General features: G+C 63.0%; 14 protein-coding genes and 1 CRISPR repeat array. All 14 genes read right to left on the bottom strand.

Going from position 1 to position 16028, the window contains the following annotated elements; all coding sequences use genetic code 11:
- Positions 1–194 (bottom strand): type I-E CRISPR-associated endoribonuclease Cas2e (gene cas2e / locus SAHL_RS00005; RefSeq protein WP_123589366.1); only part of this gene is annotated, 194 nt, incomplete at its 3' end.
- 1 nt (position 195) lies between these two features.
- On the bottom strand, positions 196–1116 hold the full coding sequence (cas1e, locus tag SAHL_RS00010) for a type I-E CRISPR-associated endonuclease Cas1e (protein ID WP_123589367.1): 921 nt from the start codon (positions 1114–1116) through the stop codon (positions 196–198).
- 22 nt (positions 1117–1138) lie between these two features.
- A complete protein-coding gene (gene cas6e, locus SAHL_RS00015; RefSeq protein WP_342782216.1) occupies positions 1139–1843 on the bottom strand; it encodes a type I-E CRISPR-associated protein Cas6/Cse3/CasE in 705 nt (234 codons plus the stop codon).
- Entirely contained in the window at positions 1840–2583 is a 744-nt protein-coding gene (cas5e, locus tag SAHL_RS00020) for a type I-E CRISPR-associated protein Cas5/CasD (protein ID WP_221177761.1), read from the bottom strand. The genes cas6e and cas5e overlap by 4 nt, the downstream gene beginning before the upstream one ends.
- Entirely contained in the window at positions 2583–3656 is a 1074-nt protein-coding gene (gene cas7e / locus SAHL_RS00025) for a type I-E CRISPR-associated protein Cas7/Cse4/CasC (protein WP_123589369.1), read from the bottom strand. The genes cas5e and cas7e overlap by 1 nt, the downstream gene beginning before the upstream one ends.
- Positions 3657–3691: 35 nt before the next feature.
- Complete coding sequence (casB, locus tag SAHL_RS00030; protein ID WP_123589370.1) at positions 3692–4369, bottom strand: type I-E CRISPR-associated protein Cse2/CasB; 678 nt, start codon at positions 4367–4369, stop codon at positions 3692–3694.
- Positions 4362–6080 (bottom strand): type I-E CRISPR-associated protein Cse1/CasA, encoded by a 1719-nt coding sequence (gene casA / locus SAHL_RS00035; RefSeq protein ID WP_342782217.1) that lies wholly within the window; start codon positions 6078–6080, stop codon positions 4362–4364. Before casA ends, casB begins: the two co-directional genes overlap by 8 nt.
- 423 nt (positions 6081–6503) lie before the next feature.
- Entirely contained in the window at positions 6504–9185 is a 2682-nt protein-coding gene (gene cas3 / locus SAHL_RS00040) for a CRISPR-associated helicase Cas3' (protein ID WP_123589371.1), read from the bottom strand.
- Between the two features lie 161 nt (positions 9186–9346).
- On the bottom strand, positions 9347–9619 hold the full coding sequence (locus tag SAHL_RS00045) for a type II toxin-antitoxin system RelE family toxin (protein ID WP_123589574.1): 273 nt from the start codon (positions 9617–9619) through the stop codon (positions 9347–9349).
- A complete protein-coding gene (gene relB / locus SAHL_RS00050) occupies positions 9603–9827 on the bottom strand; it encodes a type II toxin-antitoxin system RelB family antitoxin (protein WP_123589575.1) in 225 nt (74 codons plus the stop codon). Before relB ends, SAHL_RS00045 begins: the two co-directional genes overlap by 17 nt.
- Before the next feature lie 83 nt (positions 9828–9910).
- Positions 9911–11345: direct repeats of the CRISPR family, unit length 29 nt; unit sequence CGGTTCATCCCCGCGCATGCGGGGAACGG.
- 271 nt (positions 11346–11616) lie between these two features.
- Positions 11617–12798, bottom strand: a complete 1182-nt coding sequence (locus SAHL_RS00055; protein ID WP_148045432.1) for a sensor histidine kinase — start codon at positions 12796–12798, stop codon at positions 11617–11619.
- 111 nt (positions 12799–12909) lie between these two features.
- Positions 12910–13494 carry a cyclodeaminase/cyclohydrolase family protein gene (locus tag SAHL_RS00060; RefSeq protein ID WP_123589373.1) on the bottom strand — a complete coding sequence of 195 codons (585 nt, stop codon included), beginning with the start codon at positions 13492–13494 and terminating at the stop codon, positions 12910–12912.
- A gap of 104 nt (positions 13495–13598) precedes the next feature.
- Positions 13599–15407 carry an IucA/IucC family protein gene (locus tag SAHL_RS00065; RefSeq protein ID WP_123589374.1) on the bottom strand — a complete coding sequence of 603 codons (1809 nt, stop codon included), beginning with the start codon at positions 15405–15407 and terminating at the stop codon, positions 13599–13601.
- On the bottom strand, positions 15404–16012 hold the full coding sequence (locus tag SAHL_RS00070) for a GNAT family N-acetyltransferase (protein WP_123589375.1): 609 nt from the start codon (positions 16010–16012) through the stop codon (positions 15404–15406). The genes SAHL_RS00065 and SAHL_RS00070 overlap by 4 nt, the downstream gene beginning before the upstream one ends.
- Positions 16013–16028: the final 16 nt, after the last annotated feature.

The raw sequence follows: 16028 nt of genomic DNA on the forward strand, positions 1-16028 counted from the left end.
TCGTGGCGGCTGGCCCAGGCCATGACCACATTGCCGTCCTCTGCCAATCCATTGATCTGTTCCCAGATCATTTCGCGTACGCGTTTGCTGACGTCGCCCACGTAAACGCCCGCGCGAACTTCGAGCAGCCAGACCGCGAGTCGCCCTCGCAGGCGTGGCGGCACCGCTTCGGTTACGACCGTCACCATGGCCATGTCAGCCGCTCCGGTGGCCGGCGTCGCCGAGCGAATCCGGGGTGGGGATTGCCGGCGGTACCTGTTCGGGCGCCGGTGGTGGCGGCTCGATCTCGCCGGCGGCGAGGATTTCCTCGATCATCGGTATCAGACGATTCAGCAGTTTCGTCTTGGAGAACGCATCGCGGCACGCTATTCGCACTTCGCGATCGGGTTTCGTTACACCGCGAGCAGCTACTTTGAAGGCGGCTGGCACGACGGTATCGAATTTGACGATGTCGGCGACGTCGTAGACGAAGCTCTGCGGCTTGCCGGTATGCAGAAAGCCGATGGCCGGTGCGTATCCGGCGGCCAGGATGGCGGCTTCGGTAATGCCGTAAAGACACGCTGTGGCAGCCGAGAGACTTTTGTTGATCGGATCCGAGGCGTCCCAGTTGTTGGGATCGTAGCGCCGCCCGCGCCATTGCAGGCCGTGCTGCTTGGCGAGTTGCTGATAGAGCTTGCGTACTCGGGCGCCTTCGATACCGCGAAGCTGGTCCACACTGCGCCGCGATGGCGGCGCCTCGCCGAAGCGCAGTTCGAACATCTTTCGAACGACCTTCAAGCGCAGGTCGTCCTCCAGCGCGAGCCGGGCCTGATACAACAACTTGTCCGAACGCGCCCCGCCCGGCTGGCCCGCGCTGTACAACCGCACGCCGGCTTCGCCGACCCAGATCAATAACGTACCCACGGTCGAGGCGAGCTTGACCGCAGCATGCGAAACGCGCGTCCCCGGTTCCAGCAATAGACAGGCGGTGGTGCCCACCGGAATATGCATGCGCTCGCCGTTGACCTCGTCGATAACGACGAACGCGCCGTCGCGCACGTCGATCTGGCCACGGCCGATGAAGATCATCGAACGACGTTCTTTGACGGGGATGGGCTTGAGGGGCATGTAGGCCATGGGAAGAGCCGGCGTCGAGGCGTCAGTCGACGCGACGAATCAGCATCAGGCCGCAACCGAATGCTTTGGCGCGACCAAAGCCGCGGGCCATCGCTTCGATAAACCGATCGGCGTCCGTAACTTCCAGTAGGCCACTATAATCGACACTAGAAAATTGAACGGTTCGATTCCCGCCGTTGCGCTTACTCAATTCGTGCTGCCGATAGGTTTCGACGGCAGTTTCAGCTCGCAGCGCGAAGCCCGCCTTATCGCCCTGCCTCGCCAACCACCGTATGGCGGCGGCTTCCATTGCAGCCTGGCATTCAGGGCTGTTGCGGTCAGCCTGCGGAAAACCGAATTTCGCATGCATCATCACGTCGCTACGCTGCGAACGTTTGCCGGCGCCGGCCGGGCGCGCAACCGTAGGGTTGGCGCGTAACTTGAATCCGAGCCGATCCCCCGACCGGAGCTGCGGATCGAAACGCTTGGATTCGACCTCAAGCCAATCGAATGATTGCGCTGGCTCGCGATCCGAGAGCACATAGAACAGCGGCAAACCTTTCGGCACGGCCGAGGGGCTTTGCTCGCTTTCGATTTCCTGGCGAAACAGAAACCGGCGTTGATCATCGTCCGAAAAGAGCTTCCAGAGCAATTGATGGGCCGCGTAGGCGTCGCCCACAAGGACACGCAGAAGAGTGTCGCGATCAAGCTGGTTCATATCCAATCGAACCCGTGATAACAGCATCATCTGCCTCCCGAGCCGCGGGCGTAGCGTCGAAATTCCAGACGCGGGCCGAATTGCCAACGGCGACGATCACGCGGCATATCCCACACATCGCTGGATTCGACACCGGCGGTATCGCCATCCAGATCTGGCGCCTCGCCTTCCCAGGCATAGAGCATGTCGTGTGCTGGCACGAGCACGTCTTTTGTTTCGCCGGCGATCGGTGGAAACGCATGATCCAGCGCTTCACGCCAGTTCTCGGCCGAGATGCAACGCGGCGCCAAGGGCGCGGCCGGCGGGCAGGCCCGGCGCCCAAAGTAAAGCGCGAAGCGTGGGCGCGCCAATGCCTCGGCCAGTTCGTCTAACAGACCTTCATCAGCGCCCGGGCTCGACCGCAGCGCGATAATCCATAGCCCGTCGCTGCGATAGTCGCGTTTGGAAATGATGGTACCGAGCTCGCTGGACGGGCGATCGAGTTCGTCGCGACGCGTATGGAAGCGCTGCCCTTTACGACTCGGCGGCATCTGAACCGTGTGATAGTCGCGCAAGAGGCGACCCGGCGAATACTGCTTGACCGCAAGCCGGATGTTTTGATTCAAGGTGTCCAGCCGCCCAGTTTCGTCGCGGCGAATACCCAATGCCGCAGCCAGTAGCCCCACAACGGCGGAACGGCCCGGGTAGCTGGCCGTAGGCCGTTCTTCGCCTACTGCCGGCGTGCCCCAACTGGCGAGCGGCGCATACAGCCGAAAGACGAGATAACGCATCACGCCCGGTCGCCCGTCACGAAATCACGCAGGCCGCCCAACGTGCCGTAACCGTCGAGCAGATTGAGCTGGGGCTCGCCCGCCTCGAGCGTGCAAAAGGCATAGCGCCCATCAGCGCCGGCCCCATAGACGTCGTCGAAACGTTGCGCCTGGACCTCGAGTCGCTGGATCGCCTCCATGCCGAAATCTTCGCCGCTGACCGGGCGCATGAACGCAACGGACAGACTGCGAGGCTGTTCGTCGCCGCGCTCTGCCAACGTATAAACAGCGCGGGCCCGCGAGCCGAAGCTGTTCTGCTTGCCCTTGGGCGAGGTCTTGGTAATCGCTTCGACGAGTGCTGCCACACCGCGATCGGCCAGGTCGGCGTCGCCGGCGAGGTTTTCGATCAGCTGTTGGCGATCGATGCAGATGTACGAATAGAACAGGCCGGCACCGAAACCGAGCTCGCCGATGTGACCGGCGCCGCGATCCTCATCACCCGGGTTGAGATCGTCGACCGCGGTGAAATAATCGTCCTCGACCTCGGCTGCGTGCACGGTAATGGCATGGGCCACTTGGCACGATGCATCCACGTTGTATTTAGGCGACGCGGCCAACATTCGGCCGAACAACGCAATGTCCACCGCCCGCGGCCGAGCGCGTAGCAGATCAAGCTCTGTTTTTTCTGGCGCACGCTTTTCTTCGGCCAACACGTCGCTCAAGTCATAAACGGCCTGCCATTCCTCGGGCGCCACGTGTACGAGTTGACGCGTTTCCACCTGATCTTTTGGGACGTCGCCGAATACACCGGCAATCTGATTGGACCAAGTGCGTGCTTTTTTCTCGTCGATGCCGGCGTCAACCAAACGTTGCTGCACGTGGGCGCCCAATCGCTTGGTGCGTGTACCCCGGTCGTCTCCCATGGCTGTCTGAAACACATCGGACGTGCGCCAGGTCCGTTTCAGACTTTGGGACGACACGCGAAGACGCTTGGCGCCGCCCATGATCGCCGTCTTGGGCCGGCCGAGATCATCGCGATTGAGGTTGGCCGGCGGATAGGCCGTCAAGACGTGCAGTTGAATGAAATCGCTCATTGGTTCCCCCGAAACTGAATAATGGAACGGCCCGCTCAGCCGTCGATGGATTTGTAGCGCGCGACCTGGCCGAAATAGGCCTCCGCCCAGCGGAAGGCCAACCGTTTGCCAGGGTCATCCGGCCACCGCTGCCCGGCCCGCTCGGCAAACCACAGCAAGACGTCGTCGGCCAAAAGCACTGGGCTCAACGACGAGCCGCGCAGCATGGCAAGCACGCGTCGCAGGCGGCGCACCAACTCCTCCGGACTGCGGCTTTCCTGCAATTGCTGGAACCGTAATGCGGACACGACCGGCTCTCCGGTGTCGCCCTGCTCCTTGCCTGCCTCGGCCGCGAACGATTGCCCGACCGCATCGCCCTTAACTTCGGCCAATAGCATGGCCACGCACGCCCACGCGGCGATATTCAGGTTATCTGCGTCGTCGCCGGCCGCTTTCTGCTGTGTGTACCAGAGCCGTCTAAAGCCTTCGGTCATGGCAGCGGCCTCGGGCGTTTCGCTGCGCCGCAGAACCGCTCGCAAACCCGGCGACCAGGGCCGGACGGCGAGACCGATTTTTTCCGCCTCTGCCGGAGTGAGCGCCAAACGCTGCCACCAGCGTCGAACCGCCCCGGCAGCCGCGGGTTGGCGACGCAATATGAGGCATCGATTCAATTCCGCACGCTCTCGCGCATTGGTCTCGTCTCGGCTCTGCTCCGGCGTCTCGGACTCAACCATTCGTTATCTCCTCGTCGGGCTGTCGGGTTTCATCGCGCGCTTTCAGATCGAATCCGCCGCGTTCCGCGAATAAAGCCACGGCATTTCGCTTCTTGGATTTCTTCGCGCCGCCAGCCAACCAGATACTCAACCAACGCCGCTCACGCACGCTGCGCTCCATCTGGCGCAGATCCGGCGCGCCGGAAAGCGCCTGCTCGTCGAACAATCGAAAGGCGGCGCGTCGCAGGGCGCGATACCACGCGCGGGCTGCTTCGGGTGGTAAGAAATTAATAGCGTCTTCGCCGTCGACCGCATCGCGCAGCGTGCGTATGAGCACGAAGAAATCGGCCTGTGTGGCCTGAAAAAACGCACCGGCGAGGTGGCTGGTATCGCCCCCGGCTTCCTTCGGGCGTTTGAACCAGGCATGCCGAATGCGATCGGAAACCTCGCGCGCCGTAGCCTGCGCCAGATCAACGCATTCGGACACCCATTCCCGAAGCACATCGCGCCGATCACCCGGTACCGCGACGAGCGGCATCTGCATATCCGTCCAGCCGCGCGCCTTCATGTTGTCGAGGTCGAAACCGTGAACCCACAAGCGCGCCTGTCGCGATAACACAGTGTCAGTCTTGCCGTCCTCGAACTCTTCCCAATAGAACGGGTACTTCGCGCCGATATAGTCGCGAACCACGACCGCAGGCAATGCGCCAACGCGCTCGTCATCATCGAAAACGAAGGCGCTCCAGTGACGATAATCGATGCCGCCGGGGCGGCCTTTCTGCGACCAGGGCGTCGTATCCGGCTTCTTGGGATCGTGGCGATACGGGGTTAGCGGATGCCGCCACGGGCCTTCGTAATTGATACCGTAATTCTTGGCACGCACTTCGGCGACCGTCGTTTCGCTCTCGCCGCCACAGATGTCGCAGACCGCAGCGTGCTCTTCGAACAACAAACGGAACCGGCGCGGCATCGACCAATAGACGTGCAGCGGATGCAGCATTTCCGGGTATTGAGCAGATCCGGCCTTCTCGCTGGTCGGTGTTGCGCCCATCCACGGGAAGACGGTCGCGTCGTCGGCTTGCGGCGCGGTGAACTGCTGCCCTTTCTGGGTGATCTGCGCCTTTGGCACGACATTCAGCCACAGCTTCTGCCATAGCGAACTATCCGGGTCGTCCGGCAGCACGAGCGTTGTCAACGGGCCGCCACCGCGCATACCGGTTCGAAACCCCGCTCCACCAGCTGGGCCGCTGGCTTGAATCGTGTACAGCGCGATCGCCGCGCAATCCGGGCAGAGCCGCTCGGCGACACCTCGCTTGATGAAGAAATCGGTATTGTTCTTTATGCCGTTCGCGCCGGGCGCGTCGACTAGCAGGCTCGATACCGACGACAACGAGGCGCTGTCGAGCGGATCTCTATCCTGCATGAAGCGCGGGCCAGTACCATCAAGGTTGAAAGCGCCTGCAAATGGGGTGAATAGCTCGGCCAGCTTCTCTGGCGACGGTGGTGACTCGTAAAGATCTAGCCATTCAGCTTCGCCCTCGGGCGATAAAGCAGTCTGCAGCAATCCGATTAAAAACTGATATGTCGCGCCGAGGAAGTCCGCGCGCGGCATAACGATGTCAGTCAAGTCGGGGCGTGATAGCTGACAAGGCTCGACTCTTAAAACGAGATCATCTCTTCGCTCCGCGAAAAGCCACTGGTCGCATATCAGATTCATAAGCCTCGCCCCCATACCTTCAACGTACCAAGCACGAAGATCATCTCACAATAATAAGACGAATGGTATATCTGCGGCTTGATTCTCAGCTGTAGGTCACGCACTATACGAACGTTCCCGTAATTAAGCGGGATGAACCGACGAATGGCATGTCTGCGGCAGCCATAGTCAACCGTTCCCCGCACCAGCGGGGTCTTAAATCCGCAATTAACGCACCGAACAGCTATGGTTATGACGAGGTTTATGTCTTATGTGGAAAGCCAGAGAACGAGCCGGAGTGATTAGAAACTCGAGTCAATCAAAGTCTTTGAACAAACAGCGTTCTAGGCCTGAGCACGCGACCTCATCAACAAGGCTGACCAAGGCACTAGCATTCGGTCACGAGAAACGTCCGGCAACCGCCGCCCTCGATGCAGGCACGGATCTCCCTGTTCCTCACTAGGGAATAATCGAAAGTCGAAGTCCGTATACGGCATCGTAAGCATTCGAGGGATCATCGGCGACGACCCAGGGCCGAGCGAACGCCAACGATCGATATCGTTGGACAAGTCGCTCCCAGGCCGGCTCTTGCACCGACGATAACTCGGCCAGCTTAGCGACTTGGCTCTCGCGCAAGCGGATCTGGCTCAGCGTCGCCGCGTGTGCGACCGCACCCGCCCACGGCACTAGCTCACCCGATTCCTCGCGAAGCAGCACGACCTGTCGGCTTGGCTCATCGGAGAGCCGCGTTCCGATTTCGCGCTCGGGTTGCCACCGATCCGGATTGCCGCCGTAGCCGGCGGGCAGATCGAGTGCATTGAAGCGGGCCATACTGCGATCCGCCATCGCCTTGCCTTCGCGTTCGTCACTGGCCTCGCGCAACCCCTCTGGCAGCCATGTTTCGGCCGGCTCACCGTAGACGTCCTCGATTAGTTTTCGCGCATCGCGCGGCAGATGCAGGCCATGACACTCGCGCAGTACGCGTTGCGTGAGCCAGCACAGCCCCGGGTCTCGATAGACGGCATGCGTGCCCGGCAAGCCGCGACGCAGCCATTCCGCATCCGGATCGTCGGCCCAGCTCGGTGCCAGCACGTGCATCGTGGGCGCGGCGCGTTCGCCGCGACCGTGCCGTTGCAGGCGTCCGGCGCGCTGAATCAGTGCATCGATCGGGGCCAGGTCACTGATCAGGCGATCGACGTCACAATCGAGGGATTCCTGGAACACCTGCGTGGCGACCAGCACCCGTCCAGATCGCTCGTCCGGCGTTGACGATTTGCCGAGGCAATCCAGCACCTGCTGCTCGATGCGCTGACGATCGATCATGGCGTAGCGCGCATGGAACAGCGTGCAGCGCTCGGAGTCTGAGTGAGCGCCGCGAACCAGCTCATAGGCCCGAATGGCGTCGTCCACCGTATTGCGCACCCATGCGATCGACTCGCCCCGCTCGACCGCGGCCATCACGACATCGAGCGCTGCCTGCTCATCGGCAAGCCAAGCTACGGCGACGTGTCGATGTGCGGCATCGGGCGTCGTCAGCGGTTGTTCCGCGATTGCACCATCCGATCCGACGGCGGTGAATAAGGGAAAATCATCCGCGCGCGGTGCCGACAGCGATGCCTGGCAGCCGCGCTGCCACGCCGCAACCAGCGCGGCTCGCATGGACTGCGGCAGCGTAGCTGTCAGTAGGATAGCGCTGCCACCCTCGCCGGCGTGATATTCGAGCAACGTTTCCAACAGCCGTTGCATGTAGACGTCGTAGGCATGCACTTCGTCGATGACCAGCACCTTGCCGGCCAAGCCGAACAGTCGCAGCGACTGATGTCGGAACGCGAGCAGGCCCATTAGCACTTGATCGATGGTGCCGACACCGACGTCCGCGAGAAGCGCTTTCTTTCGTGAATCCGCCAGCCAGCGATTACAGGCGGCGGCGTTGCTGGGCTCGCCGCTGGCGTGATCTCCCGTGCCTGCCAGCACCTTGTCGACGGCGTGTTGGAAAACCTCGTTGAGCTCTCGCGCGCCATGCGCAAGCACGCATGACGGTGCCGATTCGGCGGTAAAAAACCGTCGGTGCAAGGCACCAAGCCTCGCGTACATGGCATTCGACGTGGCCATCGTCGGAAGGGCGAAAAACAGCCCCCGCGCGTCACCGGCATCGAGCAAGCGCTGGGCGAGAATACAGGCCGCTTCGGTCTTGCCGGAGCCAGTCAGATCCTCGAGAACGAAAAGCTGCGAGCCACCACCGACCGGATACTGCTCCGCCTGTTTTTGCAACGGTGTCGGCACGATGTTCGAGCCGTCGAACCAGGCGTTCAATCCGGTAAACGGCACCGGCTCCGGCGCGCAATCCAGTCCACTGGCGCGCACCGCGTTGGCCGCCTGCGGCAATGCGAAATCGCGCCAGTAATCCGATAGCGCGATCTCGTTGGCCTGAAAATCGAAGAAGTCCTCGTTGGAACCGAGCCAATCGCTCGCGACTGCCCAGCCGGCAATCCGCCAGCTCTGTCGATTCCACTGCTCGCACCAGTTGGGGTCCAACAGTTGCTCGACCGGCCATTCCGGCGCCATGAGCTCGGCCCAGTGTTCGACAAAACTTGTGGCGGCGTTCGTGTCGTCAGCCGATTCATCGTTGGCAAAGAAACGCTCGACGCGATGGTTCGCAGCGTCCACAGGCTGGCCGTGATGGCCAAAAATCGGCGCAACCAGATGTGACAAGCCGGCACTCATCTGCGCGCGACTTTGTCGATCGACGCGAACATCCGGCCACCTCAGTACGCCCTCCCGACGCCAGCGCCGCTGGTTCGCTTGCCAGAGAACCGCCCCAAGGCAGTCATGCCGCACCGTGTTTTCGTAACGCTCGAGCGGTGGCACCAATGACACGCCCGAAACGACCGCCAGCCCTTGGAAGGAACGTGCGAATTTCCCGATATCGTGCAAACCCAGCAGAAACACCAGCAATCGGCGCAGACGACCCGGCTCTATCCGGAGCCGATGCGCCAATTCGCGCAAAAGAGGCGCTTGTGGTGCCAGCAATTGCCACCCGACGGCCGCCACATCCAGATTGTGATAAGGCAACAGATGACACGGCGCTCCAGGACCATCGTTACGTCGCGTCTTACCCCAGTAGAGAAAATAATTGCCCATCAGCCACTAGGTTGGGATGTTGCAGCTTTCCATCCTAACGAGCTTGACTGGCTCAAGAGACGTTCCACGCCGACAACGGCGATCACTTTCAGCCTTCGAGGCAAGCATTTGGTTAGCGAACCAGCTACCTATTATTCCGCTGCGCATGCGGCGACAGCGGTTTAGCGCGGCCGATAAACATGCTTCCGATGCGCAATACGAACAACCAGAACGCGAAGGACGTCATCCTGAATATCACATACAAGTCGATAGTCGCCGACGCGAAATCGCCAGTATTCCCGCAATTCGCCTTGAAGACTTTTTGCTAAGTGGCGGGGCTCATCCGCTACAGCCACACGCTCGCGCAAGTAATTAGAGATCCGCCGCGCTGTTGGCGGATCGAGCTTCTCCAGAGTCTTGCGCGCGGTCTCGGTCAGCTCAATCCGCCAGGCCAAGATCACGCTCTATATCGTCAAGATCGTAGGTGGCCTCGCTACCGTCTTCGAGACGGGTCATCACCTGATCAGCTAAATAAATATCTTCCAGATCCTCGATCTGGCTTTCAACGGCTTGGCGCACGTAAAACGTTTTCGTTCGCCCGGTCAGCTGCGCCAACCGAGCTAGCCGTGCATCCAGTTCGTCGTCAGCACGGAAATTGATCATTCGGCTCATAGTCGCACCCCGTATGATTTACATGTAAATCATACGAATTGAAACGAGAATTTCAACTCGTTTTCCAAGGCTCGCGGTTTATCCCCGCGCATGCGGGGAACGGACGACCTGGCCGACACCAAGCATGCAAAGTGGCGGTTCATCCCCGCGCATGCGGGGAACGGCCAATGGTCTAGTCGTGGGCCGCTTTGCGTGGCGGTTCATCCCCGCGCATGCGGGGAACGGCTCCACCAGTTAGGCCCCTGTTTTTACAGGGGCGGTTCATCCCCGCGCATGCGGGGAACGGGTGCAGGCGGCCCGGGCCGTCGCCGCGCAGCTTGGTTCATCCCCGCGCATGCGGGGAACGGGCCGGACGCCTGCTGCAACCCGCGCACGGCGCCGGTTCATCCCCGCGCATGCGGGGAACGGGCGCTGTAGCGCAAATCGACAAGACCGGGATCGCGGTTCATCCCCGCGCATGCGGGGAACGGGCATCGCTGGGGTGGGGATGACTAGGCAGCATGCGGTTCATCCCCGCGCATGCGGGGAACGGAGGGGCACACAGTTTGCGGATGCGGCGAGAGCCGGTTCATCCCCGCGCATGCGGGGAACGGTCGATGTGCCGCAGCTCGCGGGCTACTACGAGCGGTTCATCCCCGCGCATGCGGGGAACGGCGATACACGCCGCTGCCCAGATCGGTGCCGCCCGGTTCATCCCCGCGCATGCGGGGAACGGGCGACAGATTGCATCGAATTGCCTCGCGCATTCCGGTTCATCCCCGCGCATGCGGGGAACGGTCAAGGTATTGCGTCCGCATCGCATGCGGGATCGGTTCATCCCCGCGCATGCGGGGAACGGAGCCCGATATCGTGTCCCGAGTTTCACTAATACGGTTCATCCCCGCGCATGCGGGGAACGGACCAGTTTGGCGGCATTCTGCTGGATCAGCTCCGGTTCATCCCCGCGCATGCGGGGAACGGCGATTTCTCGGCGATATCGCGAGTAAATGTGCCGGTTCATCCCCGCGCATGCGGGGAACGGCTGCTGGTCGCCTAGTTCGGTAGTGAAGTGAACGGTTCATCCCCGCGCATGCGGGGAACGGATCCAGGCTTTACTCTGGGCCTGTGCGTCTTTCGGTTCATCCCCGCGCATGCGGGGAACGGCGTCGCATTCTTCGTAGGGCAATATTTCGATCTGGTTCATCCCCGCGCATGCGGGGAACGGACCGTCTATCAGCGCCCTTCGAAGCACTATTACGGTTCATCCCCGCGCATGCGGGGAACGGCGTGTAAATCCGCAGCGCGACGGCCATTACATCGGTTCATCCCCGCGCATGCGGGGAACGGCCACTCTGTGCCGTACCTGAGGCCGCAAGCCACGGTTCATCCCCGCGCATGCGGGGAACGGGCGCTCGATAGTTGGCCGCCGGTAAACGTGTTCGGTTCATCCCCGCGCATGCGGGGAACGGCGTGGCCGCTGCGATTCGGGCCGACGGACGCACGGTTCATCCCCGCGCATGCGGGGAACGGTCTAAATGTAAACGGCTGTTTATATTATTGAAAACAGACCCTGAATTTTCCACCAGACAAACTGATCAGTTATTGATCATTTCCGATTGTTAAACATCAGGCCTACGCAAGGCCGCAAACCGTGCCGACGTACGGCTAATCGAAAGACCGCCAGCACAGCGGGTTATTGTTCCTTGCTAAGACAATCCTCGACCATCACGGGGCGCATCGCCAAGCAGCACCTTTGGCGATGATTCGGGCGAATCGGGTTCGTGCCGCGCCGGGGCCCGGCCTACGAGTCGCCGGAATCGTGGGCTTGCATTGCTGTTTCGGGCACGCGGATTCGGACGGTGGTGCCGTTGTTCTCGTATATCTCGATCCGAGCGCCGAGCTGGTCGCCGAGCGAGGATATGAGCTCGCGGCCGAGGCCCTGCGGAGCGTCGTCGGGCATGCCGCGACCGTTGTCGGCGACGACCACGAGGATGTCGCCGTCGGCGTGCTCGAGGGTGACGTGCACTTCGCCGCCCGAGCTATCGGGAAAGCCGTGCCGGGCGCTGTTGGCGATGAGTTCGTTGACCATCAGTGCCAGCGGAATGGCGCGATCGAGGTCGACGAACACGGCGTCGACCGACGAGCGCACGCGCACGGGGTGGTCGTCGTTGCTGTAGAAGGCGTCAAGTTCACCACAGATCTCGTGCAGATAGCCGCCGAACTCGATGTCGCGTGTCTGCCCGTCCCGATAGAGACGGTTGTAGATGCGCCCGAGCGCGGCCACACGGTTGCCGACGGCTCGAAGACGGGCCTTGGCGTTGGCATCGTCCAGACGCGCGGTCTCGACCGCCAGCAGGTTGCTCACGACCTGCAGGTTGTTCTTGACGCGGTGGTTGAGCTCGTCGAGCAGGGTGTTCTTCTCCTCGATCAGCGCGTCCTTCTCGCGCAGCGCCTGTTCGAGTTCGGACTCGATCCGCCCCCGCTCGATGCCGGAGGCGAGCACATGGGCCAGCGACTGCAGAAAGTCGACGTCGTCCTCGTCGAAGGTGCCGTCGGCGGAGGCGTCGGCTTCGAGCACGCCGAACGGCTCGCCCGTGCCCTGGATGATGACGTTGATCGCGCGGGTCACCCCGTGTTCGATCAACAGTTCAGGGGTGCGGAACCGTTCCTCGCTGGACAGATGGTTGCTGACGACCGGCTCGCCGGTGCGCAGCGCGTAGCCGGCCGGCGAGTCCATGCCGGCGCCCACGGTGGCACGGCCGACCACGCCTGGCTGCCAGCCGATGCCGGTATAGACACGCAGCCACTCGTCATCCGGCTCGTACTTGAGCACTTTCGCCAGATTCGACTGCACGCCCTCGGCGGCGATGCGGGTCGCCTCCTGGGCGAGCACTGCGAAATCGTGGCTGTTCAACGCATACAGCCCCAGATCGGATACCAGGGACTGCTGGCGCAGACGGTACTCGAGGCCTTGCTGTCCCATCGTCTTCACCCTCTGACCGGCGCCACGGCAGATGCGGCGTCGTTTTCGCAAAATACTGTACGTGGACGGCGATCACGCACCGATGCCCGGATCCGGGCGAGGACGCGAAGCTTAACCGCTTGCCGACAAACGCTCCAGCGCGTGATCCGCGGCCGTCTGTAATTGTTCGCGTGTGCGTGCGAGCGCCTCGCGTTCGCCGGCATCGTCGAGGTTACGCACGTTGGCGTCGACGTTCAGCAACACCACGGCGAGCCCGGAATGCAGCAGGCGTGCGCCGGCGTCGGTATCGCTGTGCAGGCTCTCGCGGGTGAGCCCGCGCGCGGCCACCGCCAGTTCGAGCGCCTCCAGACAGCAGCGAGCGGTATCCACCGGTACGCGGTTGATGCGTTCGACGGCCGCCTGCAGCGCGCCCTCGCCCGCCGTGTCCCGGCGCGCCGCGAGGTAGGCGTTGAACGCCTGCACGTCCTCATCGGCGTAATCGCCGAGCGCGGCGAGCTGGGCGTCGGCGCGCTCGATCAGCCGTGCGCGCTCGGCCCAGGCCGCCTTGGACTCGCTGATACGCAGCCCCTTGAGCACGAGCGCCAGGCCGATCGCTGCGGAACTGGCCGCCGCCGCGCCGCAGCCGGGCATGGAGCGCGACTCGATCGCGTCGCGGAATTCGCCGAGAGTCATCTGCCAGAGACTGTGTTCGGCCATGGTATGCGTTTGTGCCGATCGACCAGACCGGCATTATCCCATGTCCGACCCACGAGCCAAGCGCTCGTTAACCGGCGCCGGGCGCCGGTCGGACACGCGGCCGGCTAGAGATCGGCGATCGGATTGGCCAGCGTGCCGGCGAACTGCAGATGGCCGGCCGGATCGTCGAGATCGATCATCTGGGCGTTGTTGCGCAGCTGCAGCCGATTGAGACAGGAGCGCTTGAACGCGGGCGCGAACAGGTCGTAACGCGCGAACTTGTCGGCGAACTCGGGATGCGCGGCCTGGTAGGCGCGCACGCAGTCGGCCACCCGCTGCCAGAACGCCTGCGGCGGATAGCCGCGCTCGTCGGCGAGGATGTCCGCGATATAGCGAAAGATCAGATCGAACAGATCGGTGAACAAGCTCAACACCTTGAGCTCTTCCGGCACCTCGACCGCCAGGCGGGCGACCTCGCCGGGCAGTTCGACGTCGGTGTTCATGATGCCCACCTCCTCGGCGATGTCCTTCATGATCGCGCGCACCGGCACGTTGTCCTCCAGCACGAGAATGATGTTCTCCCCGTGCGGCATGAACACGAGATCATGCGCATAGAAGCAGTGCAGCAACGGGCTCATGTAAGCGTCGAGATAGCGCGCCAGCCAGGCGTCGATATCCAGCGGCGAGGCGTCGACGAGCTCGCCGATCACCGAGGCGCTTTCGGCGTCCCGATGCAGCAGCGCAGCCATGGTCATGAGCCGCTGCGAGGCCTCGACCTGGTTGTACGGGCTTTCGCGCCAGAGCGCCGCGAGCATCTTGTTGGCGCCGTCGGTACTGGGCGCGGCGGCTTCGAAATGCGGATGGCGATAGCCGATGGCGGCGACTTCGCGCAGGATCGTGAATCCCTTGTCACACAGGTAGGCATCGCCGCGCAGCAGACGATCGATCCAGTCGTTGATCTCGGGCGTGCCGCGCATGTAGTACGGCGACAGCCCGCGGGTGAAGCCCATGTTGAGGATCGATAGCGCCATCTTCACGTAGCAGCGCGTGGGCGCGTCGCGGTTGAAAAGCGTGCGGATGGACTGCTGTGCCTGGTAGGCATTCTGGCTGAAGCCGAGGTACACCAGCCGCTCGGCCGCGATCTCGCCGGCGAAGGCGTAGACGATGCGGTTGTGCCACTGCCACGGATGCACGGGCATAAAGCGATAGTCGTCGGCGTCCAGCCCGCGCGCTTCGAGGCGCTCGGCGAAGGCCGTGCGATCGGCGGCGTCCAGTTCGCCGGCGAGATGCTCGGCGTAGCTGCGGTCCGCGCTGCACGTGAACTGTGCACGGCTGACGTGGGCCGCGACCCAGACCAGGCGTATCGGCGCGGCGGCCTCTGGCGTATAGGCGCGGTAGTCGATGCTGTCGAAACCCACGCGCCCGCTGTTGGCGATGAAGGCGGGATGGCCCTCGGTCATCGCCGCCTCGATCTGCTGGAAGTCGGCATCGACGACATCGCGCGCCCGTAGCCCGCCGGCGGCGAGCTTCCAGGCCAGGCTGTAGAGGGTGGCGGTGATCTCCTCGAGATACGTCGGCAGGGCCGCATCGCCGATGCCCAGCTGCGCGCGCAGTTCCAGCACGAGTTCGACGGCGTCGAGCGGCGCGGGGGCGCCGTCGACGGTCTTTTCCAGTGTCGCGGGCTCGATATGCCAGTGTTCGAGTGCGCGCACCGTGGCACGAAAACGATAGCGCACCCGCGCATCGTGGGTGGTCAGCGTGTAGACGGCCGAATCCGCGGCGTGCGGCTCGGTCTCGGGTACGGGGGCGATCAGTAGCTCGTGGCTGAACTCGGCGAGCATCTTCACGACCAACCGGGCGTTCGCGCGGGCCCAGGTGCCGGCATCGAGATGGGCGATGGCCTGTTCGGTTGCGACGATAGGCATGCGGCTCATGAGCGGGTCCTTGCTGCGGCGGCGGGGGCGTTGTGCGGGTGGGCCCGCGCGGCGGCATAGTCCGCACGGGTGCAGGTGGCGAACCACGCGGTCTTGCCGGGCAGTTCGACGCGGCGGTGATAGACGAAACCGGCGCGGCGGTTGATCGGATGAATGCCTTCGTTGGCGACGTCCGGCTCGACCACGACCCGCTCGACCTGCGCATCGGCGAACAGGCAATCCATGATCTGGACGAACACCGCCCAGGTGAAACCGGGAATGCGCCTGTCCGCCGGGGCGACGAGCACGTGCATGCCGATATCGCCGGGCTGGACGTCGTAGTGCGCGCCGATGGCCTCGGCAGCCGGGGCGTAGCGCTCCATGAGAAATGCCGGCACGCCGTCATGCAGACCGATGAAGGCATCGAAGTCGAACGACGCGGCGAGCCGCAGGAAGTAGTCGCGAACCTGCGGCGCGGTCAGCGACTGCATACCCCAGAAGCGGGCGTGGTCGCTGCGCAGCCAGTCATGGGCCGTCGGTACGTGGCGCTCGATATCGAACGGCGTGATTGCCAGTTCGCCGATACCGGGAATCCGGCACGCCTGTATAACGCGGGTGTCGGTCAAGCTCGTCTCCTGTCAG

Source organism: Salinisphaera orenii subsp. halophila YIM 95161, assembly GCF_003732545.1.
In the GTDB taxonomy this organism is placed as follows: Bacteria; Pseudomonadota; Gammaproteobacteria; order Nevskiales; family Salinisphaeraceae; genus Salinisphaera; species Salinisphaera orenii_A.